The organism is Streptosporangium sp. OZ121, assembly GCF_051918885.1.
Classification (GTDB): domain Bacteria; phylum Actinomycetota; class Actinomycetes; order Streptosporangiales; family Streptosporangiaceae; genus Streptosporangium.
Window position 1 is genome coordinate 152,631 of the sequence record NZ_JBPXMC010000005.1, and the last position, 26,531, is coordinate 179,161.

The 26,531-nt window shown below is 72.3% G+C and carries 27 protein-coding genes and 1 pseudogene; 17 read left to right on the forward strand and 11 right to left on the reverse strand.

Features of this window, described 5'->3' with window-relative positions; translation table 11 throughout:
- The first annotated feature begins 63 nt into the window (after positions 1 to 63).
- The 3 genes from ACTOQ1_RS12795 (at position 64) to ACTOQ1_RS12805 (ending at position 3,766) form a co-directional block, all read left to right on the forward strand.
- A complete protein-coding gene (locus ACTOQ1_RS12795; RefSeq protein ID WP_440066805.1) occupies positions 64 to 2,079 on the forward strand; it encodes an AfsR/SARP family transcriptional regulator in 2,016 nt (671 codons plus the stop codon).
- Positions 2,080 to 2,164: 85 nt separating this feature from the next.
- Positions 2,165 to 2,743, forward strand: coding sequence for a TetR/AcrR family transcriptional regulator (locus ACTOQ1_RS12800; RefSeq protein WP_440066807.1), 579 nt, complete (start codon positions 2,165 to 2,167; stop codon positions 2,741 to 2,743).
- Between the two features lie 138 nt (positions 2,744 to 2,881).
- The gene (locus ACTOQ1_RS12805) at positions 2,882 to 3,766 is read left to right on the forward strand and encodes an SDR family NAD(P)-dependent oxidoreductase (protein WP_440066809.1); all 885 of its coding nucleotides are present in this window, start codon (positions 2,882 to 2,884) and stop codon (positions 3,764 to 3,766) included.
- Positions 3,767 to 3,800: 34 nt separating this feature from the next.
- On the opposite strand, the gene ACTOQ1_RS12810 is transcribed toward ACTOQ1_RS12805, so the two are convergent.
- A complete protein-coding gene (locus ACTOQ1_RS12810) occupies positions 3,801 to 4,358 on the reverse strand; it encodes a CGNR zinc finger domain-containing protein (protein WP_440066811.1) in 558 nt (185 codons plus the stop codon).
- 76 nt (positions 4,359 to 4,434) lie between these two features.
- Between ACTOQ1_RS12810 and ACTOQ1_RS12815 the strand changes: the two genes are divergently transcribed.
- Positions 4,435 to 5,931 carry a GMC family oxidoreductase gene (locus tag ACTOQ1_RS12815; RefSeq protein WP_440066813.1) on the forward strand — a complete coding sequence of 499 codons (1,497 nt, stop codon included), beginning with the start codon at positions 4,435 to 4,437 and terminating at the stop codon, positions 5,929 to 5,931.
- Positions 5,932 to 6,184: 253 nt separating this feature from the next.
- Here the strand turns inward: ACTOQ1_RS12815 and ACTOQ1_RS12820 are convergent, their stop codons facing one another.
- Positions 6,185 to 6,613: an organic hydroperoxide resistance protein gene (locus ACTOQ1_RS12820; protein ID WP_440066815.1), complete on the reverse strand. Its 429-nt coding sequence runs from the start codon at positions 6,611 to 6,613 to the stop codon at positions 6,185 to 6,187.
- Between the two features lie 283 nt (positions 6,614 to 6,896).
- Between ACTOQ1_RS12820 and ACTOQ1_RS12825 the strand changes: the two genes are divergently transcribed.
- On the forward strand, positions 6,897 to 7,610 hold the full coding sequence (locus ACTOQ1_RS12825; RefSeq protein WP_440066817.1) for a molybdopterin-dependent oxidoreductase: 714 nt from the start codon (positions 6,897 to 6,899) through the stop codon (positions 7,608 to 7,610).
- A complete protein-coding gene (locus ACTOQ1_RS12830) occupies positions 7,567 to 8,217 on the forward strand; it encodes a cytochrome b/b6 domain-containing protein (RefSeq protein WP_440066819.1) in 651 nt (216 codons plus the stop codon). Before ACTOQ1_RS12825 ends, ACTOQ1_RS12830 begins: the two co-directional genes overlap by 44 nt.
- A gap of 583 nt (positions 8,218 to 8,800) precedes the next feature.
- Here the strand turns inward: ACTOQ1_RS12830 and ACTOQ1_RS12835 are convergent.
- The 3 genes and pseudogenes from ACTOQ1_RS12835 to ACTOQ1_RS12845 form a co-directional block, all read right to left on the reverse strand.
- Positions 8,801 to 9,340 carry a DUF1062 domain-containing protein gene (locus tag ACTOQ1_RS12835; RefSeq protein WP_440066821.1) on the reverse strand — a complete coding sequence of 180 codons (540 nt, stop codon included), beginning with the start codon at positions 9,338 to 9,340 and terminating at the stop codon, positions 8,801 to 8,803.
- 353 nt (positions 9,341 to 9,693) lie between these two features.
- Positions 9,694 to 10,062 (reverse strand): annotated as a pseudogene (locus tag ACTOQ1_RS12840) (VOC family protein); the annotation flags it as partial.
- 310 nt (positions 10,063 to 10,372) lie between these two features.
- Positions 10,373 to 10,960: a TetR/AcrR family transcriptional regulator gene (locus tag ACTOQ1_RS12845; RefSeq protein WP_440066822.1), complete on the reverse strand. Its 588-nt coding sequence runs from the start codon at positions 10,958 to 10,960 to the stop codon at positions 10,373 to 10,375.
- Positions 10,961 to 11,333: 373 nt separating this feature from the next.
- On the opposite strand from ACTOQ1_RS12845, the gene ACTOQ1_RS12850 reads away from it, so the two are divergent.
- Positions 11,334 to 11,903, forward strand: coding sequence for a dihydrofolate reductase family protein (locus tag ACTOQ1_RS12850; RefSeq protein ID WP_440066824.1), 570 nt, complete (start codon positions 11,334 to 11,336; stop codon positions 11,901 to 11,903).
- Between the two features lie 183 nt (positions 11,904 to 12,086).
- On the opposite strand, the gene ACTOQ1_RS12855 is transcribed toward ACTOQ1_RS12850, so the two are convergent.
- Complete coding sequence (locus ACTOQ1_RS12855; RefSeq protein ID WP_440066826.1) at positions 12,087 to 12,719, reverse strand: TetR/AcrR family transcriptional regulator; 633 nt, start codon at positions 12,717 to 12,719, stop codon at positions 12,087 to 12,089.
- Between the two features lie 60 nt (positions 12,720 to 12,779).
- On the opposite strand from ACTOQ1_RS12855, the gene ACTOQ1_RS12860 reads away from it, so the two are divergent.
- Genes ACTOQ1_RS12860 through ACTOQ1_RS12880 form a run of 5 tightly spaced genes read left to right on the forward strand, consistent with a single transcriptional unit; the run spans position 12,780 to position 16,080 of the window.
- Positions 12,780 to 13,070, forward strand: a complete 291-nt coding sequence (locus ACTOQ1_RS12860) for an antibiotic biosynthesis monooxygenase (protein ID WP_440066828.1) — start codon at positions 12,780 to 12,782, stop codon at positions 13,068 to 13,070.
- Positions 13,071 to 13,125: 55 nt separating this feature from the next.
- A complete protein-coding gene (locus ACTOQ1_RS12865) occupies positions 13,126 to 14,040 on the forward strand; it encodes an ABC transporter ATP-binding protein (RefSeq protein WP_440066830.1) in 915 nt (304 codons plus the stop codon).
- Entirely contained in the window at positions 14,033 to 14,800 is a 768-nt protein-coding gene (locus ACTOQ1_RS12870; protein WP_440066832.1) for an ABC transporter permease, read from the forward strand. The genes ACTOQ1_RS12865 and ACTOQ1_RS12870 overlap by 8 nt, the downstream gene beginning before the upstream one ends.
- A complete protein-coding gene (locus ACTOQ1_RS12875; RefSeq protein WP_440066833.1) occupies positions 14,797 to 15,594 on the forward strand; it encodes an ABC transporter permease in 798 nt (265 codons plus the stop codon). The genes ACTOQ1_RS12870 and ACTOQ1_RS12875 overlap by 4 nt, the downstream gene beginning before the upstream one ends.
- 15 nt (positions 15,595 to 15,609) lie before the next feature.
- Positions 15,610 to 16,080, forward strand: coding sequence for an SAM-dependent methyltransferase (locus ACTOQ1_RS12880; protein ID WP_440066835.1), 471 nt, complete (start codon positions 15,610 to 15,612; stop codon positions 16,078 to 16,080).
- Between the two features lie 85 nt (positions 16,081 to 16,165).
- Here the strand turns inward: ACTOQ1_RS12880 and ACTOQ1_RS12885 are convergent, their stop codons facing one another.
- The 3 genes from ACTOQ1_RS12885 to ACTOQ1_RS12895 all read right to left on the reverse strand — a co-directional run bounded on the left by ACTOQ1_RS12885 (position 16,166) and on the right by ACTOQ1_RS12895 (position 19,018).
- Entirely contained in the window at positions 16,166 to 17,194 is a 1,029-nt protein-coding gene (locus tag ACTOQ1_RS12885; RefSeq protein ID WP_440066837.1) for a GlxA family transcriptional regulator, read from the reverse strand.
- A complete protein-coding gene (locus ACTOQ1_RS12890; protein ID WP_440066839.1) occupies positions 17,182 to 17,829 on the reverse strand; it encodes an HD domain-containing protein in 648 nt (215 codons plus the stop codon). The genes ACTOQ1_RS12885 and ACTOQ1_RS12890 overlap by 13 nt, the downstream gene beginning before the upstream one ends.
- A 253-nt stretch (positions 17,830 to 18,082) precedes the next feature.
- A complete protein-coding gene (locus ACTOQ1_RS12895) occupies positions 18,083 to 19,018 on the reverse strand; it encodes a LysR family transcriptional regulator (protein WP_440066841.1) in 936 nt (311 codons plus the stop codon).
- 134 nt (positions 19,019 to 19,152) lie between these two features.
- Between ACTOQ1_RS12895 and ACTOQ1_RS12900 the strand changes: the two genes are divergently transcribed.
- The 5 genes from ACTOQ1_RS12900 to ACTOQ1_RS12920 all read left to right on the forward strand — a co-directional run bounded on the left by ACTOQ1_RS12900 (position 19,153) and on the right by ACTOQ1_RS12920 (position 24,538).
- On the forward strand, positions 19,153 to 20,370 hold the full coding sequence (locus ACTOQ1_RS12900) for an MFS transporter (RefSeq protein WP_440066843.1): 1,218 nt from the start codon (positions 19,153 to 19,155) through the stop codon (positions 20,368 to 20,370).
- 226 nt (positions 20,371 to 20,596) lie between these two features.
- Positions 20,597 to 21,169, forward strand: a complete 573-nt coding sequence (gene vanY-N, locus ACTOQ1_RS12905) for a D,D-peptidase/D,D-carboxypeptidase VanY-N (RefSeq protein ID WP_440066845.1) — start codon at positions 20,597 to 20,599, stop codon at positions 21,167 to 21,169.
- Positions 21,170 to 21,338: 169 nt separating this feature from the next.
- Positions 21,339 to 22,295: a D-alanine--D-alanine ligase family protein gene (locus ACTOQ1_RS12910; RefSeq protein WP_440066847.1), complete on the forward strand. Its 957-nt coding sequence runs from the start codon at positions 21,339 to 21,341 to the stop codon at positions 22,293 to 22,295.
- Positions 22,292 to 23,671, forward strand: coding sequence for a UDP-N-acetylmuramoyl-tripeptide--D-alanyl-D-alanine ligase (locus ACTOQ1_RS12915; protein ID WP_440066849.1), 1,380 nt, complete (start codon positions 22,292 to 22,294; stop codon positions 23,669 to 23,671). The genes ACTOQ1_RS12910 and ACTOQ1_RS12915 overlap by 4 nt, the downstream gene beginning before the upstream one ends.
- Positions 23,672 to 23,845: 174 nt before the next feature.
- Positions 23,846 to 24,538 (forward strand): aspartate/glutamate racemase family protein, encoded by a 693-nt coding sequence (locus ACTOQ1_RS12920; RefSeq protein ID WP_440066851.1) that lies wholly within the window; start codon positions 23,846 to 23,848, stop codon positions 24,536 to 24,538.
- A 37-nt stretch (positions 24,539 to 24,575) separates the two neighbouring features.
- Here the strand turns inward: ACTOQ1_RS12920 and ACTOQ1_RS12925 are convergent, their stop codons facing one another.
- Together ACTOQ1_RS12925 and ACTOQ1_RS12930 are read right to left on the reverse strand one after the other, a co-directional pair.
- Entirely contained in the window at positions 24,576 to 25,040 is a 465-nt protein-coding gene (locus ACTOQ1_RS12925) for a hypothetical protein (protein ID WP_440066853.1), read from the reverse strand.
- Positions 25,037 to 26,527, reverse strand: coding sequence for an ATP-binding protein (locus ACTOQ1_RS12930; protein WP_440066855.1), 1,491 nt, complete (start codon positions 26,525 to 26,527; stop codon positions 25,037 to 25,039). The genes ACTOQ1_RS12925 and ACTOQ1_RS12930 overlap by 4 nt, the downstream gene beginning before the upstream one ends.
- Positions 26,528 to 26,531 lie beyond the last annotated feature (4 nt).

Below are 26,531 nucleotides of genomic sequence, written 5' to 3' on the forward strand. Positions count from 1 at the left end.
GAGCATCCGGTCAGCGCGCTACCGTGGCCAGGGGGGATGCCCCGGGAAGGGACGGGTCAAGGGGTGCGGGTCACGTTCGGGGTGCTGGGGCCGGTGACGGCCTGGGACGGTACCGCAGGCGTGATCGCCCTCAAGGGGCCCCGGCACCGCGAGGTGCTGGCCCGGCTGATCATCGCCCGCCGTCGCGTCGTCCCGATCACCGGCCTGGTCGAGGACCTGTGGGACGATCCGCCGCCCGGCGCGGTGGGCGCGGTGCGCACCTTCGTGGCCGCACTGCGCCGCGCGCTGGAACCCGGGCGCCCGCCCCGGACCCCGGCCCGGCTGCTGGTCACCGAGGGGCCGGGGTACGCGCTGCGCGCCGAGCCGGGCGCGGTGGACGCCTGGCGCTTCGAACGCGCGGTGTCGGCCGCCGCGACGCTGCCGCCCCAGGACGGGCTCGCCCGGCTGGCCGAGGCGCTGGGATGGTGGCGCGGGCCCGCCTACGCCGAGTTCGCCGACCGGACCTGGGCCCGCACGGAACGCGCCCGCCTGGTCGAGGTGCGGCTGCAGGCCGTCGAGCGCCAGGCCGAGATCCGGCTGGCCCTCGGCCTGGCCGCCGAGGCGGTGCCGGACCTTGACGCGCACGTGACCGAGCACCCCTGGCGCGAGGACGCCTGGCGGCTGCTGGCGCTCGCGCTGTACCGCGCCGGCCGCCAGGGCGACGCGCTCGCCGTGCTGCGCCGGGCACGAACGACGCTGGTCCAGCAGCTGGGGGTGGATCCGGGCCCGCCCCTGCGCCGCCTGGAGACCGACATCCTCCACCACGCCGGCCACCTCGATCTCGCGTCCGGCCCTGGCGGGGCGGCGGCCCGGGTGTGGGCGCAGACCGCCGCCGTCTACGACCGCACCGTGACCTCCGGTCCCCGGTCCCGGCTGGAGTCGGCGGTGGGCCTGCTGCGCAGCCTCGCGGTGACCGGAGGCGCCGGCCTGGAGGCGGCTCGCCGACACCGCCTGGCGGCCATCGCCGCCGCCGAGGAACTGGACGACGTGGAACTGACCGCCCGGGTGATCGGCGCCTACGACGTCCCGGCGATCTGGACCCGTTCTGACGACCCCGAACAGGCGGCGCGTGTCGTGGCGGCGGCCGAACGCGCCCTGGCCGGCATCCCGCCCGGCGCGCACGAGGCGGCACGGGCCGGCCTGCTGGCCACGATCGCCGTGGAGTCGCGCGGCACCCGCTCGGCGCGCGGGCCCCAGGCCGCCCGCGAGGCCGAGGAGATCGCCCGCCGCCTGGACGAACCCGCGCTGCTGGCGTTCGCCCTCAACGGCGTGTTCATGCAGACCTTCCACCGCGCGGGCCTGGCTCCGCGCAGGGACGAGATCGGCGCCGAGCTGATCGCCCTGTCCACCCGGCACGACCTGGTGGCCTTCCAGATCCTCGGGCATCTCATCCGCGTCCAGGCCCGTGGCGCGCTCGCCGACTTCACCGAGGCCGACCGGCACGCGGCCGCCGCGGACCGGCTGGCCGAGCGCCACGAGCGGCCGCTGGTGGGCGTGTTCACCCAGTGGTACCGGGCACTGCGGCTCGCCGCGGCCGAGCGGGCACCCGAGGCCGAGATCGAGGCGGCCTACCGGGACGCCGCCGCGCGGCTGGACGGCGCCGGCATGCCCGGCCTGGAGGGTGGCCTGCTGCCGCTCGCGCTGCTGTGCCTGCGCCTGCGGCACGCGTCGCCCGCCCCCGCCGACGAGCACACCGACGAGATCACCGACTGGGGCCCCTACGAGTCATGGGCCCGTCCCCTGGTGCTGTTGTCCAGGGACCGTCCCGCCGAGGCCGCCGAGGCGCTGCGCGGCGTCCCCGACCCGCCCCGCGACCTGATGTCCGAGGCCCTGTGGTGCCTCGTCGCGCGGGCCGCGATCGCCGTCGGCGACCGGGAGACGATGGAACGCGCGCGCGAGGAGCTCACCCCTGCCGCGGCGGAGCTGGCCGGGGCGGGCAGCGGCCTGCTCACCCTGGGGCCGGTCTCCCGGCACCTCGGCGACCTCGCCGGCGCCCTCGCCCGCCACGACACCACGGCCCGCTCCCGGCGGGCGCGGTGACCCGGACCGGCCTTGTGGAACCGCGGCACCCGCGGCGCGGTGGCCGGCCGGGCGACGCTCGGCGAGTTTGGCCTAGGCTGGGCCCGTGACACCCAATGTCGAGCGGGGGACGGCGTTGCGCGCGGACGCCGCGCGCAACCGCGCACGGGTGTTGCAGGTCGCCAGGGAGCAACTGGCCGCGGGTGACGACTCGCTCATGCTGAACACCATCGCCCGGCTCGCGGGAGTGGGCGTCGGGACCGTGTACCGGCATTTCCCCAACAGGCACGCGTTGCTGGAAGCACTGCTGGCGGAGAGCTTTCAGCAGCTGGTCCGTGAGGCGCAGGCCGCGGCGGCCGACGAGGATCCGCTCGCGGGCCTGCACCGCCTCCTGCGCTTCGCTCTCGGACGCGCGCTGGACGACGCCGGGTTCGCGGCGGTGCTCGGATCCGCCAGCGACGCCGACGCGCGGACCTCGGCGATGAAGGCCGAGCTCGACCGCGCCGTCGCCGAACTGCTCGACCGCGCTCGCCTCGCGGGGGCCGTTCGCCATGGCATCGAGGCGGACGACATCCGCCGCCTGCTCTGCGGCGTCGAGCACGCGGTCCGCTCCGGTGACGACGACGCCGGGCACGCGGAGCTCTACCTCGGCGTTCTCCTCGAAGGTCTGCGCCCTCCGCGTTGACGACGGTCTGAGATTTCCGGCTCGTAGGTTCGCTGCCGCATTCCGCCCTTCTAATCGGATACCCATCCGCTTATGCTACGGTACGAGCCAGAAAGCGGATAGCCATCCGTTAACGGATGGCCGGCGAAGGGCGAGAACATGGACGAACGGGCTGTGGTGACGGCGGGGACCGGGGGAATCGGCCTGGAGACCGCGATGGGGCTGGCGGCGATCGGTCACGCGGTGACCGTGGTGGGCCGCAACGCAGAGCGGGGTGCCCGCGCGGTCGAGCGAATCGACGCGGTCACGACCGGCCCGGGGGCGAGGTTCATCGCCGCGGACCTCGCGTCGCTCGATGCCGTACGGGCGCTCGCGACCCGCCTCGCCGGGGAAGGACCGTTGAACGTCCTGGTCAACAACGTCGGGGCGATGTTCGCGGACCGGCAGCAGACGGAGGACGGGATCGAGGCGTCGTTCGCCGTGAACCACCTTTCCCCGTACCTGCTGACCGAACTGCTGCTGGAACCGCTCCAGGCCGCAGGACGAGGCCGGATCGTGAGCGTCACCTCGGGTTCGATCCGGGTCGCCAAACGCTCCTTCGACGCCGTCGAGCCGCCGGGCGGCTACTACGGCTTCCACTGGTACGGCCGGGCGAAGCTCGCCAACCTCGCCTACACGCTGGATCTCGCGGAGCGGCTGCGAGGCACGGGCGTCTCGGTCTTCGCGGCCGATCCTGGCGGGGCGGCCACCGACATGACCAACGGCACCATGCTGTCGTCCAGAATCGTCTCGCCGGGACTGCGACTGCTCTGGCCGCTGCTCCGGCGAACCTTCGAATACGCCACGTCCGGCTCCGCGGCGGTGGCGGCACGGTCGTCGATCCTCGCCGCGGCCGACGTCTCGCTCGACGGGCGGACCGGCCTGGTCATCGGGCCCAGGGCCCGTCCCGTCCGCCCCTTCGCCCCGGCCGCCGACCCGCGAACGGCCAAGGCCGTCCTGAGGCTCAGCCGGCAGCTGGCCCCGACTGCCATCACGATCACCTGAGGCGAACCGCCACCACCCAGGGCGTCGGTCGCGGTCAGCGCGCGCCTGCCGCCCGCACCTCCTTCTTGCGCGCCCGGTAGGCCGCCGCCTTGATCTTGTTGCCGCAGGACTCCATGCCGCACCACTCCCTGCGCCCGCCGCGCGACCGATCGATGAAGATCTTGGTGCACTCGGGGTTGGCGCACTCCTTCATCAGCGGCATCTCCGGCCCGCTGAGCAGCTCGATGGCGTGCCGGGCCACGGTGGACAGCGCCTGCGCCGGGGTCGCCTCGACCCACCGCCCCTCGGCCGTGAGCTGGGGCGTCGCCGGGGGTTTGCGAGCCGTCTCGTTCACCAGGGCGAGCGCCTGGTCGTCGTATCCGTCACCGGCCAGCCGGGAGGTGACCAGCCCGTAGACGGCCTCCCGCAGCGCCACCGCCCGGACCAGATCCGCTTCCGTGCAGGAGGAGACGACGTCGACGACGCCGGACTCCACGTACCAGGCGTCGAGCCGGTCGGGAGCGTCGAGCGTCTCCACGTGCGCGGTGCGGCGCGCGCGGACCGTGCAGGCGAAGTCGAGCGCGGGGTTGCCGCACAGAAAGACATGATTCACATCACCAGTTTGACAGGTGACTTCCAGTCGTGCAATGGTCGTCACCATTTGAACCGGTGACGAGTCAGGGGGCGTGGTGGAGTACGACTACGTGGTGGTGGGGGCGGGCACCGCGGGCAGTGTGCTGGCGGCCCGGCTGTCCGAGGACGCCGGCGCGCGCGTGGTGCTGCTGGAGGCGGGCGGCACCGGCCCGTCCGAGTTCGTCTCCGACCCGCCCGCGTGGCCGCGCCTGCTCGGGACGTCACGCGACTGGGGGGAGCGCACCACCGACCAGGCGTCGACCGGGACGTCGATCCCGCTGGCCAGGGGCCGCGGGCTCGGGGGATCGTCGGCCATCAACGCCATGGTCTTCACCCGAGGGCACCGCTCCGGCTATGACGCCTGGGAGGCGAAGGGGTGGAGCTTCGACGACCTCCTCCCCTACCTCAAGCGGAGCGAACGGGCGCCGGGGCGCGGCACCAGGTGGCGAGGCCGGCGCGGCCCGCTGACCGTCGCCCCCGCCGCGGAGCCGAACCCCGTGCTCGAAGCCTGCGTGGAGGCGGCCGTGGAGGCCGGGCACCGCAGGGCCGCCGACATCTCCTCGGGCGTGGAGGAGGGCTTCGGATGGCCCGATCTGAACATCGTCGACGGCAGGCGGCAGAGCGCCGCCGACGCGTACCTGGCTCCGGCCTCCGGGCGCGGCAACCTGCGCGTCATGACGGACGCCCCGGTCCGCCGCGTCCTGGTCGAACGCGGCCGGTGCGTGGGCGTGGTCTGCACCGTCGGCGGCGAGCAGGTCACCGTACGGGCCACCAGGGAGGTGGTGCTCGCGGCCGGTGCCATCGGGACACCGCACCTGCTGATGCTGTCCGGCGTCGGGCCGCACCGGCACCTTCGGGAGGCGGGCGTCGAGGTCGTGCACGACCTGCCGGGGGTCGGGTCGAACCTGCAGGACCACGTCATGGCCGGCCTGGTGTACGCGCCCGCCCGCCCCATCCCCACGCCCAGGAACAACCACGGGGAGGCGCTCGGCCTGTTGCGCGGCCCGGACGCGCGGACCGGTCCCGACCTGCAGATCATCTTCGTGGACGTCCCGAGCCACTCCCCCGCGCTCGGCGGCCCGCAGCGGGGCTACACCATCCGCGTGTCCCTGATGCGCCCGCACAGCCGCGGCACCGTACGCCTGGCGTCCGCCTCCCCCGCGTCCCCGCCCGTCATCGACCCCGGCTACTACTCCGACGCGCGCGACCTGGCCACGATGGTCGCGGGCCTGGGGGCCGCCAGGGAGATCGGCCGGGCGCGGGCGCTGGACGGCTGGCGCGGCGGCGAGGTGCTGCCGGGCGCGGACGTGCGGGACACCAGGGCCCTGCGGGCCTACCTGCGCGCGGGCCTGGCCTCGTACTTCCATCCGGCCGGCACCTGCGCGATCGGCCGGGACGAGGGCGCGGTGGTGGACGAGGAACTGCGGGTACACGGCATCGAGGGCCTGCGCGTGGCCGACGCGTCGGTGATGCCGTCGATCGTGTCGGGGAACACCAACGCGACCGTGTACGGCATCGCGGAGCGGGCCGCGGAACTCATCGCGCCTGCCTGACGCGGCGGGCGGTCCTGAGGACGCCGGACGCCGTGAGGCGGGACGCGAGGGCCGCGGCCGATCCGGCTCGGCGGCCCTCGCGTTCCCCGTTCGCGCCGCCGGGTTCAGAACACCTGGGCGAAGCAGGCGATGGCGACGGCCAACGCGAGCAGGACCACCGACAGGGCCCTTGCGAGATTCAGAATGTGCGACACGGTACTCCTTCGCTACTCCTTCGCTGCGGAGCGCCCGGCGCCGCCGACGCGGCGGGACGTCAGGCGGCGGCGGTCGCCCGGATGGTGACCGGGATGTTGCCCCGGGTCGCCTTGGAGTAGGGGCAGAGCTGGTGGGCGGCCGCGCCGAGCTCGTCGGCGGTCCCGGCGTCCACGCCGCCGAGTTCGAGGGTGAGGACGGCGCCGAGGCCGAACTCGTCGTCCTGGCTGTGGTTCAGGGTCACCTCGGCCGTGACGCTCGTGCTGGTCAGCCTCACCTTGCGCTGGGCCGCCGCCCTCCTGACCGCGCCGAGGAAGCAGGCGGCCCAGCCGGCGGCGAACAGCTGCTCGGGGTTGGTGGCTCCCCCGGCCCCGCCCAGCTCCTTGGGGACGGCGAGGGTGGTGTCGAGCAGGCCGTCGTCGGCCGTGACGCGGCCCCCGTTGCGGCCCTCTCCCGTCACGGTGACGACCGCGGTGTAGCTGGCAGCCATGGTGTTCTTCCTTCCTGAGGTGATCGGTCGTCCGGGCGGGCACGCCCACCGGCGTCACCTGTTCGGCTGGTGACGATGCTGGCAGCACCGCCCGTCACCTGTCAAACCGGTAACGCATGGGGAGGGCCGGCGTGCCGCGCGACGGTGGCCCGCCACGGGAGATGATCGGGCCGCTGACACCGTCCCGCCCGCAAGAACGCCGGCATCCGAGCAAGCCTGACGGAAGTCTTACGGCTCCCCGTCGCCGTTGGCTCATCACCGTCGTGGCTGCTCGAATGGCGGGGTGACCGATTCACGAGACGAAGCAGAAAGCGGCCCTCCCATCGCACGGCGGGTGATGTTCTCGATGCTCGCCGCCGGCGCCGCCGGCCTTGTGGCCGCGCCCTACCTGCAGGGCGGCTGGGAGAAGGCCCTCGGAGCCGTCTCCCAGAACGACCCCAGCGGACTGACCGGACTCCTGCCCAATCCGAGTGGCTTCCGCTACTTCAGCGTCGCGGGCTCGGTACCGCCGAAGGACCGGACGAACTACCGGCTGACGATCGACGGCCTCGTCGACCGCCCCGCGACGTACACGCTGGACGCCCTGCGCGCGTTGCCGCAGACCCGGGTCGTCGGTGACGTGGAGTGCACCGACGGCTGGCGGGTCCCGAACACGCCCTTCGAAGGGGTGCTGCTCTCGCACCTCCTCGACGCGGCCGGTGTGCGACCGGAGGCCAAAGCGGTCCGCTTCACCTGCTTCGACGGCGTGTACAGCGAAAGCCTCACGCTCGCGCAGGCGCGCCGTTCCGACATGCTGGTGGCCCTGAAGATGCAGGACAAGCCGCTCTCGCACCCCCAAGGCGGGCCCGTCCGGCTGTACGCGGCGCCGATGTACTTCTACAAATCAGCCAAATGGCTCTCCGGTATCTCCGTGACCGACAAGGTCATTCCTGGCTACTGGGAGGAGTACGGCTATGACGTCGACGGTTGGCTCGACGGAGCCGACCGCTCCGTCTGAACGCTCCGGGCGCATACTGCGCTTCACCCGCGCCGAGCGGCTGGTCCACCGTGCCACGGCCGGGCTCATGTTGCTGTGCGCGGCGGCGGCGGCCTGCCTGTACTTCTCGCCGCTTGCCCAACTGGTCGGCCGCCGCCACCTGGTGGTCGTCATCCACGAGTGGTCGGGGATCCTGCTGCCGGCGCCGTTCCTGCTCGGCCTCGCCTCGTCGGCGTTCCGCGCCGACCTCCGCAGGCTGAACCGGCTGGCGCGGTACGACAAGGAGTGGCTGCGCGCGGTCCGCAAGGGCTGGACCTCGCCTGATCGGCGGCCCGCCGGCAAGTTCAACGCCGGGCAGAAGATCTACGCGGGGTGGATGGCCGGAACCGTGCCGATCATGATGTTCACCGGTCTGCTGATGTGGTTCGGCGGACTCCTGCCGGTGATCTCCCGGACGAGCGCCATCTTCGTGCACGACGTGACGGCCCTGGCCATCACCCTCGTGGTGCTCGGGCACATCCGGATGGCGTACCTGGATCCGCAAGCACGGCGGGGGATGCGCACCGGGTACGTGGAACCGGCTTGGGCGAGGAGACAGCACTCCAGGTGGGTGGAGAGGGACCGGTGACCACGGACCCACCGCGGCGGGTCACGGGCCGGAACCCGAAGATCGCCAGAACGGTGGGGCCAGGACCGGCGCCTCCACAGGACCCGGGCCAGACCAACTTGTCAAGCTTGGTGAGACACGGTCGCTTCAGTTGTTCTGTGCCTGCGTCTCCCGTTTGCCGGGGTCGTCGATCCCCGCCATGGCGGGGATCGCGGGCGGGGGCCACTGCGCTGGGGACCACGGTGTTGCTCGTGACATTGACGGGAGCGCCAAGCGCCCGCGCCGGCCCGGTGCCGCCGGACGCCCTGGTGATGACCGGCTTCGAGGCCGGATCGCCTGCTCTGCCATGATCGGCTACCGCTCATGCACGTGACACCTGGTCCGATATCACGCACATGAGCGGCCGGCCGCGGTGCCGTCGTGGAACCGGTGATGAAGGCCCCGACGGAGCGGGCCACACCGACCCGCTCCGCGCACCGTGGCCGCCCTGGGCGACTCCCTGCCGCCGGAGCCGCCGCCGGACGAGGCGTGTCGCGCACGGACGCTCGAGGAACGCGCGCCGCGGCCATGTCCCCGCTGTCCCCGCTGTCCCCGCTAGTCCCCGCTAGTCCCCGGCCATCACGGTGAAGGTGAACCCGGTGCTCGTCGGACGGCGCAACGAAGTGTCGCACTTGATCCGGCGCCGCACCTCGTTCCTGCTGAAGCCGAGCCCGCGTGCGATGAGCCAGTCCGGGCGCACCGGGACCGGATCCTCGAAGACGACCTCGACCTGGACCGGCCACGCATCGTCGAGCCATACCGGCGGGGTGTCCAGCCGCCAGGCCCCCTTCCAGTCCAGGGTGAAGCGGTTGCGCCGGGCGAGCAGCGGATCCAGCAGCCTGGACGCCACCCGCTCCGGATCGTTGGCGTGATAGCCGTCGAGCTCGGCCGGATCGAAGGATCTGACCGGTGCTCGCTCGTGCACGGTGAGCTTGCTCGTCCGATCGCAGGACACGCAGCGGACCAGCAGCCACACGTCCAGCAGGTTGCCGTTGGCGTTGACGCGGAACCTGCCCTCGCCGGTGGTGGCCGACTCCGACCGGCAGTCCACGCACCGCAACGACAGCAGAGGCAGCCTGGTCCGGCGAACGACCCAGGGCAGCACGATATGAGGTTGTGAAGACATGATCTCTCTAGACCTGACACGAGGCCGATTGCGCGCGGCCTCAAACGCTGTATGACCGGGCGCGCACGGGCAGCCCGGCAGAGCCGACGGAAGGGCCGGCTTGAAGGTGAGCGAAAGAAGGTGTCAGGTCTAAAGAGCAGGCGGGGTCACGCGGTTTTTCCTCTGTCCTCACTGCGACGCGGTCGCAGGCAACTTATGGGAACGCGGGCGGAAGGCTCAAACGGTTTTCCGGCGAGTGGTCCCTGCCATGGTGGGGAAGCCCCTTCTCCTTCCCCTTCCTCGCACCGGCCGTCGCCGGTGTCCAGGGTGAGGGCCGGCAAGGCTCCGCGTCAGCGCGGGGTGAGGACGCAGAACTCGTTGCCCTCCGGGTCGGCCAGGACCGTCCACGGGACGTCGCCCTGACCCGCGTCGACGGGCGTCGCGCCGAGAGCCTTGAGGCGCGCGACCAACTCCGCCTGATGGGCCACGGAGGTGGTGGCGAGGTCGACGTGCACCCGGTTCTTCACCGTCTTGGGCTCCGGGACGGAAAGGACGTCGACGCAGACGGCGACGGGGTCGGGATGGACGAAGCCCTCAGGCTCGACGTTGGTCACGCCGCGTTCCTCGCTGGAGACACTCCAGCCGAGCGCCTCCGCCCAGAACCGGCCGACCGCGGAGTCGTCTCCGGCATTCATCGCAATCTGAACAAGCCGCAATGCCATACCGCCGGTCTTATTCCCGCGCGGACCAGGGAACCGTCCGCCTTCGCCTGCCGCAGGCCGGCCCGTCCCGCGACGGCCGGAACCTCGCTCCAGGCATCCCCGCGTCAACCGGGGCCGTCAATCGAACGGCTCCGGCACGAACGCGGCGGTGACAGTGCGTGGCGGAGAGATCGCTGCCAGGTCTCGGGACCCGTGTGACGGATCCGGCTCGGGAGGTGGGTGACACTCCGGCCAGACGACTCGGAAGCTCGTCTCGGAAGGGGGTCGGCGAGATTCGGGACCGAGCCCGGGACGCCTGACGCCGCGTGCGTCAGGTCGCGCGTCGGGGGCCGGGCAGGATGCGTTCGACCACGTCGGTGACCAGGGTGTGGATCTGGTCCTCGGGAAAGATGTCGGGCAGCGTGAGCCGTTCCAGGATCAGCCAGTTCAGCGCCAGGTAGAGCAGGACCACGGTGGTCGCGTCCCCGGGCAGGCCGGCCTGGGTGTGGTGGCTGATGTTGGCCTCGACGTCGGCACGGATGCGTTCGGTGAGCAGGCGGCGCAGTTCCGGGCGGCGGGTGGCCTCCAGGCGTAGCTCCAGCAGTGCCAGGTATCCGGAGCGGAAGTGGCTGACGCGGTCCACCAGGTCGTGCATGAGCTCGGTGACCCGGTCGCGGTCACGCGGACCCTCCAGGACGGCGGCCATCACCCCCGGGTCGGGCTCCAGCCGCTCGTAGAAGCGGTGGCCGACCTGGGTGAGCAGATCGTCGCGGTTGTCGAAGTAGTTGGAAGCCGTGCCGTTGGGCACCCGCGCCTCGACGTCGACGGCGCGGAAGGTCAGTCCGCGCGCGCCCTCGCGGGCCAGGACCTCGATGGCCGCGTCGAGGAGCGCCGCCCGTCGTGCCGGGTTCTGCCGCATTGCGATCTCTCCTGGAATCGATGTTGACACCACTTCAATCATAGTACTACGGTTCAACCACTACAGGCAGAGTACTACGCCGAAAGCGCCAACTGGGAGGAACGCAGAGATGCGAGTTCAGCTCAACGCCCTGACCGGCTTCACCGCGCCGTCCGCCGCCGCTCCGTCATGGACCGCCGGCCCGGCCTCACGCCCTTTCCCCCAGGCCAAGCCGGGTCGCCGGCAGCCGAATCCCCAACCGCGCTCGGTGCCGCGGCCCAAACCCCTACCCAAGCCCGGCGGCAACCGGTAGTCCGGCGCGGCCGGCTCCAGGACGCCGCCGCTTTACGCCATCCCGCTTGAAACCAAATAAAGACCGCGAACAGGACTAGATATGCGAAAGCTCGTTTACTACATCGGCATGACCATCGACGGCCGCATCGCCGCCCCCGACGGGAGCGCCGACTTCTTCCCGGTGACGCAGGACGTCATCGACTTCATCGTCGAGGACTATCCCGACACCCTGCCGACGCACCTGCGCGAGCAGCTCGGCGTGCACGGCCCCAACCGGAACTTCGACGCCGGAGTGCAGGGGCGCGTCACCTACGAGCCCGCCCTGGAGATCGGGGTCACCAGCCCGTACGCCCACCTGCGCCAGTACGTGGTCTCGGAAAGCATGAAAGAGACCCTGGACCCCGCGGTTGAGATCATCTCCACCGACGTGGTCGGCAGGATCCGCCGGCTGAAGGCAGAGGACGGCAAGGACGTCTACCTGACGGGCGGCGCCCGGCTGGCGGGCACCCTGCTCCCGGAGATCGACAAGCTCGTCATCAAGCTCTACCCGGTGGTCGCCGGAGCCGGGATCCCCCTGTTCACCACCGACTTCTCCCCCACCCACTTCGAGCTCGCGGGCACCCGCACCCTCGAGAACGGCACGGTCATCCTCACCTACGACAAGAAGTGACCGCTGTGGCGGGGCAATCCACCGGCGATCACCCCATCGTCCTGGACCGCCCGCACGCGGACGCCTCGGCCGCCGACCGCATCGCGGTCGCGGCCGAGCCGCTCGCCGCGAGCCTGCGCGCCTTCCGTGAGCACGGCGCGCGGTGGCTCCCGCTCCACAACCCGACGCTGCCCGCCGGCAGACCTAGCCCGAACAAAGCTGGGCGCGAAGGGTCTGGCCGGCCCACTGCTCCCAGCGCTCACGTGACCAGCCCCGCTCGCGGGTGAACAGCAGGTACAGCTCGGGGCTGAGCAGGCCGAACAGCAGATCGGCCGCTTCCTCCGCCGGCAGTCGTTCCCGTGCGCCCGGTTTGGCGACCAGCGCTTCGGCGGCCTCTCGATGGACGACGTAGCGCGGATCGACCTCGTGCGGCCACAGGGCGGCGACCTCGGGGTCGCTCGCGACCGCTCCTTCCAGGACTTTGCCGATGGGCGCGGCTCGTTCCAGGATGGAGGTCGTGCCGGCGACGTAGGCGCGGACCATGTCGTGGGCGGTGTCCGCGGCCAGCGCGTCGGTGTACCACCGCCGGTCCATCGTGGCCACGGGCTCCTCGTCGCCCGCGATCGTGACGTCGACCAGTTCCTTCAGCAGGGCGCGTTTGTTGCCGAAGACGAAGTAGATCGTCTGCACCGCGACCCCGGCCCGGTCGGCGACGTCCTGAAGATTCGTCGCGCCGTATCCGTCCCGCACGAACAACTCCAGTGCCGCCGCCAGGATGCGCTGTCGCGTCTCCTGCGCCTTCCGCGCCCGCTTGCTCGCCGGTTTGACATCACTCATGGCTAGAGTCTATCTCTAGATGCAGTTACTAGAAGTGAACTCTAGAGAAGAGGTCTAGTCATGTCGATCGTCAGCGTCACGCGCTTCCAGGCCGATCCCGCCGACACCGACCAGGTCAGGGCCAGGCACGCCGCCCTGGTCACCGCGATCAGGGCCGCCCAGCCCGGTCTCACCGAGGCACGCCTCGGCCGGCTCGACGACGAGACGTGGGTCGGCGTCTGGCGCTGGGACAGCGCCGCCAGCCTGCGGGCTGCCCGCCAGGCGGCGCCCGGCACCGCGGCGGCCGTCGCGGCGTTCGAGGTGGCCCGCGAGGTCACGGCGGAGGACATCGAAATGTTCGACGAGCTCTGACCGCCCGCCCCGGCCCCGCGACCCGGGGCCGGGGTTCCCCCACCGAGGAGATGACATGATCGATATCGAAGCGCTGACCAAGGTGTACGGCACGGCCCAGGCGCGGGCCGTCGACGAGGTGTCGCTGCGCGTTCCCGCCGGATCGGTGTTCGGCTTCCTGGGACCCAACGGCGCGGGCAAGACCACCACCATCAAGATGCTCGCCGGATTGCTGACCCCCACCTCCGGCCGGGTCCGGCTGGGCGGCTTCGACGTGACCCGGCAGCGTTCGGCCGCGATGGCGCAGTTCGGAGCCGTGCTGGAGGGCTCGCGCAACGTCTACTGGAGCCTGTCGGCCTGGCAGAACCTGATGTACTTCGGCCGGCTCAAAGGCCTGCGCAAGGCCCAGGTCGCCGACCGTGCCAGGGACCTGCTGACCGGGTTGGGGCTGTGGGAACGGCGCGGCGACAAGGTCGGCGGCTTCTCCCGCGGCATGCAGCAGAAGGTAGCGATCGCCGTCGCCCTGATCGCCGGCCCGCCGATCGTGCTGCTGGACGAGCCGACGCTCGGCCTGGACGTCGAGGCCACCCGTGTCGTCAAGGACTGGATCGCCGAGCTGGCCCGTGAACTGGGCACCACCGTTCTGATCACCACCCACCAGCTGGACGTGGCCCAGGAGCTGTGCGACCGGGTGGCCGTCATGCGCCGGGGACGGCTCGTGGCCGACCTGCCCACGCACGAGCTGCTGGCCGGCTTCCGCGAACGCGACCGCTACGAGATCCGCGTCGAAGGAACCGCGCCGGCCGGCTTCGACGCCGTCACCCGCGAGGGCGTCACCACGATCGACGTGCGGGTGAACGAACCCGGCGAGGTGTACGACGTGGTCGAACGCCTGCGCGCGCACGGGGCCGTCCTGGAGTCGCTGACCCAGGTCCAGCCCGACCTGGAGGACGTGTTCCTCGCCCTGGTGAACGAGCCGTCCCATGCTTGACGTCCTGGGCGCCGAGATCGGCAAGGGGCTGCGCGTGCAGCTGGCCCACCCGATCGGCCACGTCATCACGCTGCTGATCAGCACCATGATGTACCTCGGCCTGCAGTTCGTGCTGGGCCAGGGGCAGCTGCGCCAGGATCTGCTGCCGCAGACCCTCGTCGCGATCGGCGGCTACTGGTTCCTGCAGTACGCCGCGCTGGTGATGGTGGCCGACCTCATCGAGGAGAAACGCGCCGGCACCTTCGCCCAGACCCAGATGAGTACGGCGCCACCGTGGCTGCCGATGCTCGGCCGGCTGGTCACCGCCTCGGTGTTCGGCCTGGCGGTCGCCGCCGTCGCCACGCTCGTCCCCATGCTGGTGGCCGGGGTCACGATCCCGGCGCGCTGGGCGGCGCTCCTGCCCGCCGTACTTTTGGGGGTGAACGTGCTGGCCTTCACCTTCCTGCTGGCGGCCCTCGCCCTGGCCTCCCCGATGATCGGCGCCCTGCAGTCGCTGTTCACCTCACTGGTGTTGCTGCTCAACGGCTCGTTCCTGCCGCTGGTCTTCTATCCGGACTGGCTGGCCGTTCTCGCCAGGGTCCTGCCCACCACGCTGGGCATCGAGGCGATCACCCAGACGCTGTTCGGGGGCCGGAGCCTGTCCGAGGTCTGGAGCGGCGGCACCCTGCCCTGGCTGCTCCTGCACACTTTCGCCCTGGTCGCGGTCAGCGGCCTGCTGTTCGTCCGAAACCACCGCCGAGCCCTGCGGGAGTCCTCATGAGCTTCGCTCGCGGATTCGCCGCCGAAGTCGGCAAGGGCCTGCTCAACCTGGCCGCCGGCTGGCGTGAAGGCATCCTGGAAATGGTCACGTTTCCGCTGTTCTACCTGCTCATCGTGCTGTTCATGGGACGCGGGCAGCTGCTCCCCGACCTGCTGCTGCCGGTGCTGCTCGGCATGGTGGCGCTGACCTTCATCCACGAGCAGGTCAACCGGGTGTTCTGGAGCTACCTGGGCGACATCCAGTCCGGGGTGCTGGAACAGACCTACCTGACCTCGCTGCCCTCGGCCGCGAGCATCCTCGGCCGCCAGGTGGCCGCCGTGATCTCGGCCCTGCCCGCCGCGCTGGCCGTCCTGGCCACCGGCGCCGTCGCCATCACCCTCCAGGGCGGGCGGCTGCCCCTCGACGCGCAGGTGATCGTGCCGCTGGCCGCCATCGCGCTGGGCACCTGCGGGCTGGCTCTGATCCTGTGCGGGCTGACCCTGGTGTTCAAACGCATCGAGATCATCACCCAGCTGTCGGTGGCCGTCTACGCCATCGCCGGCGGCACCCTGGTCCCCCTGGCCGCCATGCCCGATCCGATCGCCGCCCTCAGCCGGCTGCTGGTTCCCGTCGCGCCCGGCATCGAGGCCATGCGCGACATCCTGCTCGGCGGCCACTCCCTGGCCGCCCTGCCGACCGGCTGGGGCCTGGGATGGCTGCTGGTCCAGCCGTTGCTCCTCACCACCGCCGGGGTGGTGCTGTTCAATCGACTCGAACACCTCGCCAAACGCCGCGGCACCCTCGGCCGCCACTAGAAGGTGGAGATCACCATGACAACGGACACCGTGACCGTGCGACCCGTCGGCCAGGTGGTGGGCGGGCGCGGCGAGATGGTCGAAGACGACTGGCACGACGTTCGAGCCGTGATCCGGCTGGACGGCGAGTCCTTCACCACCTCGGCGGTCCAGGGCCTGGAGGACTTCTCCCACCTGGAGGTCGTCTTTCTCTTCGATCGCATCGATCCGGCCGAGGTGCGCACCGATCCCCGTCCCCCGCGGGGGAATCCGGACGCGGCCCCGGTGGGGATCTTCGCCCACCGCGGGCCGTACCGGCCCAACCGTCTCGGCGTCTCCCGCTGCCGGCTCCTCGCCGTGGACGGCCTGAACCTGCACGTCGCCGACCTGGACGCGCTGTCAGGCACACCCGTCCTGGACATCAAGCCGTACCTGATCGAGTTCGCTCCCCGCCATCCGGTCGTCCAGCCGGCTTGGGCCACCGAGCTCATGAGCCCCTACTACTGAGGTTCCCTGCGGCTTGCCGCCCCCCGCCAAGTGATCGACCCGGTCCGCAGGGCCATGGCCTCTCGTGGATGACACGCCCCGCGGTCTACGAGACGAGGTGCCCCGGCACGGCCGCGCGGGTCACGGCGGCGGCGGTGGTGGTGCGAAAGCGTGCCCGGTAGGTGGTCGGGGCGACGCCCAGGGTGTGCTGGAAGACGCGGCGCATGGTCTCCGCGGACCCGAAGCCGGACTCCTCGGCCACCCTCTCCACCGGGTTGTTCCCCGCTTCGAGGAGAGCCTGGGCGGCCTCCAGCCGTATCGACTCGAGGTAGTGCCCCAAGGTCGTCCCCGTCTCGCGGCGGAAGAGCCTGCTGAGGTGGCGGGCGCTGACACCGGCGTCACGGGCCAGGGACTCCAGGCTGTGCGGGGCGGCCGGGTCGGCCACGACAGCGTCCATCACGAGCCGCAGCACCGGGTGCGCCGCCTCACGCGGGGCCAGGCGGGCGCTGAACTGGGACTGCCCTCCGGGGCGGGCCATGAAGACGACCAGCTCGCGGGCGACGTCGCGCGCGAGACCGGCCCCGTGGTCGGCCTCGACCAGGGACAGTGCCAGGTCGATGCCGGCGGTGACGCCGGCGGAGGTGACGACGTGGCCGTCCCTGACGAACACCGGGTCCGGCTCGACTCTCACCCGGGGATAGGCGGCCGCCAGCTGCGCGGCGAGCCGCCAGTGGGTGGTGGCACGCCGTCCGTCGAGCACGCCCGTCTGCGCCAGCACGAAGGCCCCGGCACACACCGAGGTGACCCGTGCCGAGCGGCGGGCGAGCTCCGTGACCAGGGCGAGCAGATCCTGGTCGGCCACGGCCCGCCGCCAGTCGTGGCGGCCGGGGACGACGACCGTGCCCAGCCGCGCGGGCAGGCTCTCCAGGGCTCCGTCCACCCCGATCCGCACCCCTGAGGAGGTGCGCACGTCCGCGCCGGACGGGGAGACGACCCGTACCGCGTAACGGGCGCCGAAGCCGTTCGCCGTGGTGAGGACCTCGGCGGGACCGGTGACGTCCAGCAGCTGCACGCCGTCGAAGGCCACCACCGCGACCACGTGGTCCGCCCGCCGGCGCGAGGCTACTCGGCCCACGGGGAGTCCAGGATGGTGCGCACGAAGTCCCCGCGCACGAAACCGGGAACGTGGTGGGCGAGCACGTCGGCCTTCACGTTGCCGAACGTGGTCTGCGGCTTGTGCCGGATCCCCTCGGTGAAGGCGTCGAGGATGCGCCGCTTGAAGTCGGGGCGCGGGTGCAGGGCCACGATCGCCGCCCGGTCGGCCTCGCTGATGTCGTGGTAGCCGATGCCCAGCACGTCGTACTCGACCCCCGCCGTCACCAGTGCCACCTCCGGCTCCATGAACTCGGGGATGCCCGGGGTGGTGTGCAGGGCGATCGCGGTCCACACCCGGCGGACGCCGTCCTCGGGCACCTGGCGCTCCCGCAGGAAACGGCGGGCCTCGTCGGCGCTGTCGACCTCGAAACGCCGCCCGCTGCCGTGGAAGGGCTCGCCCAGGCCCAGGTCGTGGAACATGGCCGCGACGTAGAGCAGCTCGGGGTCGAAGCCCAGATCCCGGTTGCGCCCCCGCAGGGCGCCGAAGAAGTACACCCGGCGCGAGTGGTCGTAGATCAGCTCGCTCGCGCTGTCGCGTACCAGCTCGGTCGCCTCCCTCGCCAGCGTCGAGTCCGGCACCCGTATCCCGGCCGGTGCGGAAAAGTCCCCGATCATCGCCATCACCCCTGCTCACGTCGCCTGCCGGCCCCTCCGGCGGCACCTCCAACCTACGAACCGCCCAACCGCGGCGCCATGGCCGCAGGGCCCTACAACCCACAGATACGGACATCGGCCGGAATGGTCTTCAGGAAAGGATCGACCCGGATCCCGGCGCCAGAGACGATCTTGAAAACGGTTCGGTGACGGCGGCCTCTCACCCCGGTCGGGGGCTGTGGCGTGCCTGCTCGCGCCTGCCGGGCGGCGGCGTTCAGCGCGTGATCGCCCAGTCCGGCGCCCAGGTCCCGGCGGCGCCGTGGCCGGCCGCCGCGGCGGCGAGGTGGGCGCGGAGGGTGGTCAGCCCCGGGTGGGGGTTGTCGCGGTGCCACAGGAGCGAGTGCGGGTAGACGGGCGTGGGGCCGGTCACCGGGATGCGGCGCAGGCCGTGGCCGGCGGGCCAGACCAGGCGGGTCTGCTCGCCCATGAAGGTGGCCAGGGCCGGGGTGTCGGCGACGGTGTCGAGGAGCGCGTCGGAGCCGAAGTTGGGGCCGGTCGCCTCGATGGTGAGGCCGAACTCGGCGACGAGATCGTCGTAGTAGGCGGCCCACTCGGTACCGGGGACGATGCCGGGCATCCAGATCCGGTGCCCGGCGAGCTGGGCGACCGTCACCGACCGGGCGCCCGCCAGCGCGTGGGCGGGCCCGGTGAGGAGCTGGAGCGCCTCGTCGAGCACCCGGACGGACTCGATGCCCTCGGGAAGGGGCCGGCCGGGCGCGGCGACGGCGCGAAAGGACGCGTCGATCGCACCGGACCGGATGGCGGCGAGGGCCTTCTCGATCTCGAACAGCATCACCACGTCGAGCTCGATCTCGGGGTGCGCGCGGTGGAAGCCGCGCATCAGGCCCGACTGCGCGCTGCGCGAGGTGATCACGTCGACGCGCAGCGGGCGGCTGCCGGCGCGCACGGACGCGACCGCGCGCTCGGCGGCCCGGAGCAGCTCGCGGGCATGGGGCAGGAACGCCTGCCCGTCGATGGTGAGCTCGGCGCCGCGCGGGGTGCGGGTGAACAATCGCACGCCGAGGTCGCGCTCCAGCGCGGCGATGCGCTTGGAGACGGCCTGCTGGGTGACCGCAAGCTCGGCGGCGGCCTCCTGGAACTGCCCCGCGTCGGCGGCGGCGACGAAGGTCCGTACGGTCTCGAGGTCCATGCGTACACCCTATGAGTACAACCACCGGTTGTGGCTGGGTGGCATGTAGTTGTTTGATCCCCGGCCATGGGGCTCGCTTTGATGCTCTTCGATCGCGGATCGGTTGTGCTGATGAGTGACGAGGGGCGTCGAACATGAGGAACGGGCACCGGTTGGGGCGGCGGTTCGGGTGGCTCTGGGGGGCGTACGGGACCAGCGCGCTCGGTACGTGGCTCGCCTTCGGCGCGTTCCCGCTGATCGCGATCCAGGTGCTGCACGCCGGCCCGGCGCAGGTCGCGGCGTTGTCCAGCGTGGGGGCTCTGGCGGGCGCGGCCGTGGCGGTGCCGCTCGGCCCGTGGGTGGAGTTCCGCCGCAAGCGGCCGGTGCTGATCGGGATGGACCTGGTGCGGTTCGCGGCGTTGCTGACGATCCCCGCCGCGTTCGCGCTCGGCGTGCTCTCCTTCGTCCAGCTCCTGCTGGTCTCGGTCGTCGTCGCGGCGGCCGACATCACCTTCCGCGCCGCCTCCGGCGCGTACCTGAAGACGCTGCTGCCGGCCGAGGACCTGCTCGTCGCCAACGCCCGGTTCGAGTCCACGACCTGGACGACCACGATCGTCGGGCCGCCTCTGGGCGGCGCCGCGATCGGGCTCCTCGGCCCGGTGGCGACGGTGGTGGCCGACGCGGTCAGCTACCTGCTCTCGGCCCTGGGCATCGGCGCGATGGGCGGCCGGGAGCCGCGGCCCGAACGCCGACAGGCCGCGCGCGTGCGGGCCGGGGACCTGCTCGACGGCTGGCGGTACATCCTCGCCGACGCGACGCTGCGCCGGCTGTTGGTCGACACCGCCTTGTTCAACGGCCTGGTGATGGCCACCGGGCCGCCGCTGGCCGTCCTGATGCTCGGCCGCCTCGGGTTCGCACCCTGGCAGTACGGCCTCGCCTTCGCCGCCCCCGCGATCGGCGGGCTGCTCGGTTCGCGGCTGGCCCGGCCGCTCGTCACCCGGTTCGGACAGCACCGGGTCCTGGTCGTGGCGGGGACGCTGCGCGCGTTCTGGCCCGTCGGCCTGGTCTTCCTGGGGCCGGGCACCGGGGGGCTGCTGCTGGTGATGGGCGTCGAGCTCGGGCTCATCTTCTGCTGCGGGGTCTTCAACCCCGTCTGCGCCACCTACCGCCTCGAGCGCACCGCGACCGGCCGGGTCGCCCGCACGCTGTCCGCCTGGGCGGTGACGACCAAGGTCTCGACCGCGCTCCTGACCGCCGTCTGGGGCGTGCTGGGCGGCGTGCTCGGCCCGCGCACGGCCATCGGCCTGGCCGGCGTGCTCCTGCTGGCGACCCCGCTGCTGCTCCCCCGGCGCGCCGCGGCGCCCCTCCCGTAGTACGGCCGGGCCATCCTCGATCGGCGACACCCGTGACCCGCCGCCGGGTTCCACGGCGGGCCCACGTGACTCGCCCGCCGGCAAACCCCTTGCAGACCGGCCGGGTGCCCGCCTCGTCTTCGCCGTGTCATGGTCGTGTCACGGCCTTGCCGACGGCCGCCGTCATCGAGAAACGGTGACATGCGGCGGACGGCGCGCGCACATCCGGTGCCGATCGTGGTTCGTCATGAACGAGCCACGCACGATCCCGCTTCGGCCCCGTGACCGGCTGTATGCCGCGGTCACGCTGGTGCTCGCCGTGTTCCTGCTGCCCGCGGCGTTCGCCCGCCATCCCGGCCGTGCCCGTGAACTGGCCTGCCGCTGGGCGTTGCGGGTGCGATTCCCCGCCGAGGACCTCACCGGGCTCACCGACGGCGCCCTGGCGGCGTTCACCGCGGCGCGCGCCCGGGCGCTCTGGCGTCACGGCCAGCTCATCGGCCTCACCTCGGGATACCGCGATCCCCACGTCCAGCAACGGATGTTCGACGAGGAGGTGCGCCGCTCCGGCTCCCCGGCGTCGGCGCGCATGCTCGTGCTGCCACCGGCGGAATCCTCCCACGTCAAGGGGGTCGCGTTGGACGTGCGCCCCCATGAGGGCGCGCGCTGGCTGGAGGAACACGGCGCCCGCTACGACCTGTACCGCATCTACGACAACGAGTGGTGGCACTTCGAGTACCGCCCGGACAGGGGCGGCAGGCCACCCCGGCGACGGCCCCACCCCGGCGTGGGCCAGGCCGGCGAGCACCCGGACCGGCTGTAACCCACGGAGCCCACGGGCGGCCCCGAGGACGGCTCGGCCGTGACACAACCATGACACGGCGCTGACGAGGCGGGGACACGGTCGGCCGACAGTGGACGGGGCCGGCCGGCGCCTGTTTCCCAGCGGCGGGTCCGGCCGTCTCCGTGCCACCGAGGAAGGCTGATCGATCGTGACCGAACGCGTACGCGTGGCTGTGCTGGCGGGCGGGCCGTCCGCCGAGCACGAGGTGTCGCTGCAGTCGGCGCAGGCCGTGCTCAACGCCCTGCCGAGGGATCTGTACGAGCCCGTCGCCGTCATCATCGACCGGCAGGGCAGGTGGCCGGTGGAGTTGCGACGCGATCTCGTGGACGTGGTCTTCCCCGTGCTGCACGGGCCGTTCGGCGAGGACGGCGTCGTCCAGGGTCACCTGGAGACGCTGGGCATCCCGTACGTGGGCTGCGGCGTCATGGCCTCCGCCGTGGCCATGAACAAGGTCGCGATGCGGCGCGCGTTCCTGGCAGAGGACATTCCGCTCACCCCACATGTGTGGTTCACCGAGTACGAATGGGGCACCACCACCGACCACTGGGGCCTGGTGAAATCGCTCGACTGGCCGATGTACGTCAAACCGGCCGGCATGGGCTCCTCCATCGGCATCTCACGTGTCACCTCCATGGAGGAGCTGCGCGCGGGCGTGGATCTGGCGCTGACCTACGACCGGGTGGTCGTCGTCGAGCAGGGCGTGACCGCGCGCGAGGTCATCTGCGGCGTGCTCGGCGGCTACGACACTCCGGACGCCTCGGTGCCCGGCGAGCTCATCGTGCCCGGCGACTGGCTCGACTACGAGGCCAAGTACCTCAGCCGGGCCGAGATCGCCGCCATCCCCGCCGAGCTGCCGGAACGGGTGGCCGAGGACGTGCGCGAGCTGGCCCTGCGCGCCTTCCGGGCGATCGGCGGCTACGGCCTGTCCCGTGTCGACTTCCTCTACGAGGAGGACACGGGACGCCTGTACGTGCTGGAGATCAACACCATGCCCGGCTTCACCTCCCGTTCCGTCTACGCCAGGTCGTGGGCCGCGAGCGGCGTCCCGTACCCGGACCTGCTGCGCCGCCTCGTCGACCTCGCGTTCGCCAGGAGCGGCTCATGATCCCCATGACGCTGAACGAGATCGCGCGGGTCGTCGGCGCGAGCCCGCATGACGTGAGCGACCCGCGGGCACAGGTGACGGCGCCCTCGGCGGTCGACTCCCGCGAGGTGGTGCCCGGCGGCCTGTTCGTCGCGACGGCCGGCGCCCGCGTCGACGGCCACGACCACGCGGCCGGTGCCGTCGCGGGCGGCGCCGTCGCCGTGCTGGCCTCGAGGCCCGTCGGCGTGCCCGCCCTCGTGGTCGAGGACGTCCAGCTCGCGATCGGCCTGCTGGCCAGGCACCTGCTCGAACACATCAGCCCGACCGTGATCGGCCTGACCGGCTCCGTGGGCAAGACCACGACCAAGGACCTGCTGGCCCAGGTGCTCGAACGGCACGCCGCGACGGTCGCCACCGACAGGTCGTTCAACAACGAGCTCGGGCTGCCGCTCACCGTGCTGCGCGCCGATGCCGCCACCCGGTACCTGGTGCTGGAAATGGGTGCGGGCCGCAAGGGCGACCTGACGTACCTGACCGGGATCGCACCGCCCCAGGTCGGGCTGGTGCTCAATGTCGGCACCGCGCACGTGGAGCGGATGGGAACCGGGCCGGCCGACGTGGCCGAGGCCAAGGGCGAGCTGGTCGAGGCACTTGCGGCGGACGGGTTCGCCCTGCTCAACGCCGACGACCCGTACGTCATGGGCATGGCCGGCCGCACCAGGGCCCGGATCCTGTCGTACGGCAGGTCGGCGAAGGCTCAGGTGCGGGCCGAAGACGTGCGGATGGCCGACCGCGCGCGCACCGCGTTCGAGCTGGTGACGCCCTCCGGCCGCGCCCCGGTCGCGCTCGACCTCCTGGGCGAGCACCAGGTGGGCAACGCCCTGGCCGCCGCCGCCGTCGCCACCGCGCTCGGCCTGGGCGCCGCCGAGATCGCCGACGGGCTGAACGCCGCCCGGCGGCGCTCCGCGGGCCGGCTGGAGATCGCCGAACGACCTGACGGCGTCACCGTCGTCGACGACGCCTACAACGCCAGCCCCGAATCCATGCGGGCCGGGCTGCGGGCGGTGAAGGCCCTGGCCGGCACCCGTCGTACCGTCGCCGTGCTCGGCGCGATGGGACAGCAGGCGGACGCCTCCCGCGCCCGGCACGCGGAGACGGGCCGGCTCGTCGCCGACCTCCGCTTCGACGTGCTGATCGCGGTCGGGGCAGGGGATCCGCTCGCGATGGCGGAGGCGGCGGAGTCCTCGAACCAGGGCGTGGCCGTCCACACCGCCGAGGACGTGGCCGAGGCCATCAAGCTGGCCACCGCGCTCGTCGAACCGGGAGACGTGGTGTTCGTCAAGGCCTCCAGCGAGATCGGGCTCGGTGCCTGCGCCCGCGCGCTGGCCGGCACCTGACCGCCGGCGCGTCGCCGAGGAGCCGAGCGGACCGGGCGAGTCGGCCGAGTCGGCGCCGACGCGCCGCCTGGCCGGACTCGGCCAGGCCGGCGGCGGCACCGTGACCGGCACCGGCCGGCCTGCCGGCACAGGCCATCGGCCTATCGAAACATCGAAACATCGAAACGGAGTTCCATGCGCACCATCGGTCTCATCGGCGGGTTGAGCTGGGAATCGACGATGATCTACTACCGGATCGTCAACCAGCGGGTACGCGAGCGACTCGGCGGCAGCCATTCCGCCAACAGCCTCATCTGGTCGGTCGACTACACGACCGTCGAGGACCTCATCTTCGCCGACCGCTGGGACGAGGTGGGTACGCTGCTGGCCGACGCCGGCGGGAAACTGGAGGATCTCGGCGCCGAGGTCCTGCTCGTCTGCAGCAACACCTTCAGCCGGGTGAGCGACGACGTGGCGCGGGCCACGGGCGTGCCCGTGCTGCACATCGCCGACGCCGTGGGCGCGGAGGTCCGCGCCAGGGGGATGCACAAGGTCGGCCTGCTGGGCACTCGCTTCACCATGGAGCAGCCCTTCTACCGGGATCGGCTGGCCGCCCACGGCTTCGACGTGGTCGTCCCGCGGCGCGAGCAACGGGAACTGGCCCATCGCGTGATCTTCGACGAGCTGGTGCGCGGGGTGCTCCGGGAATCCTCCAGGGACGCGTACGCCCAGATCATCGCCGATCTCGCAGCCGGCGGAGCCGAAGGCGTCATCCTCGGCTGCACGGAGATCGAACTCCTGATCACCGAGAAGGACACCGCCGTCCCGCTGCTGCCGAGCGCTCGGCTGCACGCGGAGGCGGCGGCAGGCTTCGCGCTGGCCGGCTGACGCGCGCTCGGCCGCCTTCTCCCCCGGCGCGCCGGCGCTACGCCGGGCAGTCGCGGGGGCCGACGCTCTGCCCGGCACCGACGACGGTGACCTGGGCAGGGCTTCCCGGCGCCGTGGCGGCGGCCGTGCACACGATCTGCTCGACGGCCGGTGCGGACAGGGTCACCACCAGGTGACCGGCCGGCCTGGCGGTCACCGAGAACGGACCGGCTTCGGGCGGGACCTCGGTGGTGAATCCGTTCGCCCGCTCCCCCGCGGTGGGTCCGTCCGCCAGCAGCGCGAGCGTGTCCGCCGGGAACATCGGACGATCACGGGGCCGCGTCACCGCGCTGATCCGGCCGCTCTTCACCAGATAGAGGGTGATCGTCGTGGTCGGTGCGACGCGTCCGCTCGGCGGGTCGCCGGCGGGGATGACGTCGCTGGGTTGCACGCCGCAGCCGGCCACGGCGGCGAGCGACACGAGGCCCGCGGCGAGCGTGCGGCGGGCGGGTCCGGTCCTCATTCGGGGCCTCCGTCCGGATCGGGTGCCCGGCGTGGCAGGCGCAGCGTGAACACGGCGCCGCCGTCCGGGGCGTTGGCGACGGTGAGGTCGCCTCGGTGCAGGCGCGCGTTCTCCCGCGCGATGGCCAGGCCCAGGCCGCTGCCCTCGGACCTGGCCCTGGCCGCGCTGGCCTTGTAGAACCGGTCGAACACGTGCGGCAGCACCGCCTCGTCCAGCCCCGATCCGTGGTCGCGGACCTCGATGGTGATCCAGTGCGGGCCGGCGCGAAGCCGTACCGACACCGGCGGCTCGCCGTGCCGCAGGGCGTTTCCGACCAGGTTCGCGAGGATGACGTCCACCCGGCGCGGGTCCAGCCGCGCCGTCACCCCGGCCGGCACCTCGGCCTCCACCCGCTCCGACCAGCCCCGGACGCGCAAGGTCGCGCGCACCAGCTCGGCCACGTCGACCTCGTTCGGCGCGAGGGCCGCGACGCCGGAGTCGAACCTGCTGATCTCGATGAGGTCGTTCACCAGAGCGGTGAGGTTGAGCGTCTCCTGGCTGACCAGCCTGGCGGCCCTGCCTGCGGGCTCGGGCAGCCGGGCGGCCTCCTCCTCCAGGACGTCGGCGACCGCGGCGAGCGCGGCCAGCGGGGTGCGCAGCTCGTGGGACACGTCGGCCACGAACCGGCGGGCGTCGGCCTCCATCTCGCGCAGCTGCCCGACGAGCCGTTCCAGCTCCGCGGCGGTGTTGTTGAACGTGCGCGACACGTCGGCCAGCTCGTCGGAGCCGCGCACCGCGATCCTGGTCCGCATCTCGCCCTCGCCCAGCAGGCGTGCCGCCCGGCCGAGCTCGCGCACCGGGCCCAGCACGCCACGGGTGGCCAGCAACGCCAGGACGACCGCGAACGCCAGGGCGGCCCCGCCGATGAGCCAGGCGCGTGCGGCGAGTTCGTCGACGCTGCGCTCCTCGGGAAGCAGGCTGCGCGCGCTGTAGACCTCGATGCCGGACACCCGCGTCGTCCGGTCCTGCTCGATGATCAGCAACGGCATGCCGATGATCAGGATGGGCGCGTTCTGCCAGACCACGCGTTGCCACGCGGTACGGCCGCCGGCCACCACCTGCCGCAACTCCGGTGAGATCACCCCGAGGTCCGAGAGCCTGGCGTTCCCGTCCGGACTCCAGGGCCCCGACCCCGGCGCCGGGGGCGAGGACGGGGGCAGCGGCGAGTGCGTCTCGCCGTGGACGGCGACCGCGAAGCTGTTCTGGTCGGCCGCGGCCTCGGCGATCTCGCCGAGCTCGTCCGGGCCCGGCGCCGCGCTCCGCAACGGGTAGAGCGCCTCCAGGCGGCCGGCCATCGCCTGCACCGCGGCGTCCTGGGTCCTCTGCAGGATGGCGTTGCGGGCCTGGACGTAGATCCCGCCGGCCACCGCCGCCGCGGTGACCACGCACAGCAGCGCGAAGGCGGACAGCAGCCGGGCACGCAGCCCCAGGCTCGGCCGGGGTGTCACCGGC

Excerpts from the sequence above, each read along its gene's own strand:
- ACTOQ1_RS12895 (WP_440066841.1), bottom strand. The coding sequence starts at position 19,018 with ATGGACCTCGAGACCGTACGGACCTTCGTCGCCGCCGCCGACGCGGGG.
- ACTOQ1_RS12855 (WP_440066826.1), bottom strand. The coding sequence starts at position 12,719 with ATGAGTGATGTCAAACCGGCGAGCAAGCGGGCGCGGAAGGCGCAGGAG.
- ACTOQ1_RS12845 (WP_440066822.1), bottom strand. The coding sequence starts at position 10,960 with ATGCGGCAGAACCCGGCACGACGGGCGGCGCTCCTCGACGCGGCCATC.
- ACTOQ1_RS12850 (WP_440066824.1), top strand. The coding sequence starts at position 11,334 with ATGCGAAAGCTCGTTTACTACATCGGCATGACCATCGACGGCCGCATC.
- ACTOQ1_RS12880 (WP_440066835.1), top strand. The coding sequence starts at position 15,610 with ATGACAACGGACACCGTGACCGTGCGACCCGTCGGCCAGGTGGTGGGC.
- ACTOQ1_RS12890 (WP_440066839.1), bottom strand. The coding sequence starts at position 17,829 with ATGATCGGGGACTTTTCCGCACCGGCCGGGATACGGGTGCCGGACTCG.
- ACTOQ1_RS12900 (WP_440066843.1), top strand. The coding sequence starts at position 19,153 with ATGAGGAACGGGCACCGGTTGGGGCGGCGGTTCGGGTGGCTCTGGGGG.
- ACTOQ1_RS12925 (WP_440066853.1), bottom strand. The coding sequence starts at position 25,040 with ATGAGGACCGGACCCGCCCGCCGCACGCTCGCCGCGGGCCTCGTGTCG.
- ACTOQ1_RS12920 (WP_440066851.1), top strand. The coding sequence starts at position 23,846 with ATGCGCACCATCGGTCTCATCGGCGGGTTGAGCTGGGAATCGACGATG.
- ACTOQ1_RS12865 (WP_440066830.1), top strand. The coding sequence starts at position 13,126 with ATGATCGATATCGAAGCGCTGACCAAGGTGTACGGCACGGCCCAGGCG.
- ACTOQ1_RS12805 (WP_440066809.1), top strand. The coding sequence starts at position 2,882 with ATGGACGAACGGGCTGTGGTGACGGCGGGGACCGGGGGAATCGGCCTG.
- ACTOQ1_RS12870 (WP_440066832.1), top strand. The coding sequence starts at position 14,033 with ATGCTTGACGTCCTGGGCGCCGAGATCGGCAAGGGGCTGCGCGTGCAG.
- ACTOQ1_RS12860 (WP_440066828.1), top strand. The coding sequence starts at position 12,780 with ATGTCGATCGTCAGCGTCACGCGCTTCCAGGCCGATCCCGCCGACACC.
- vanY-N (WP_440066845.1), top strand. The coding sequence starts at position 20,597 with ATGAACGAGCCACGCACGATCCCGCTTCGGCCCCGTGACCGGCTGTAT.
- ACTOQ1_RS12820 (WP_440066815.1), bottom strand. The coding sequence starts at position 6,613 with ATGGCTGCCAGCTACACCGCGGTCGTCACCGTGACGGGAGAGGGCCGC.
- ACTOQ1_RS12875 (WP_440066833.1), top strand. The coding sequence starts at position 14,797 with ATGAGCTTCGCTCGCGGATTCGCCGCCGAAGTCGGCAAGGGCCTGCTC.
- ACTOQ1_RS12830 (WP_440066819.1), top strand. The coding sequence starts at position 7,567 with ATGACGTCGACGGTTGGCTCGACGGAGCCGACCGCTCCGTCTGAACGC.
- ACTOQ1_RS12915 (WP_440066849.1), top strand. The coding sequence starts at position 22,292 with ATGATCCCCATGACGCTGAACGAGATCGCGCGGGTCGTCGGCGCGAGC.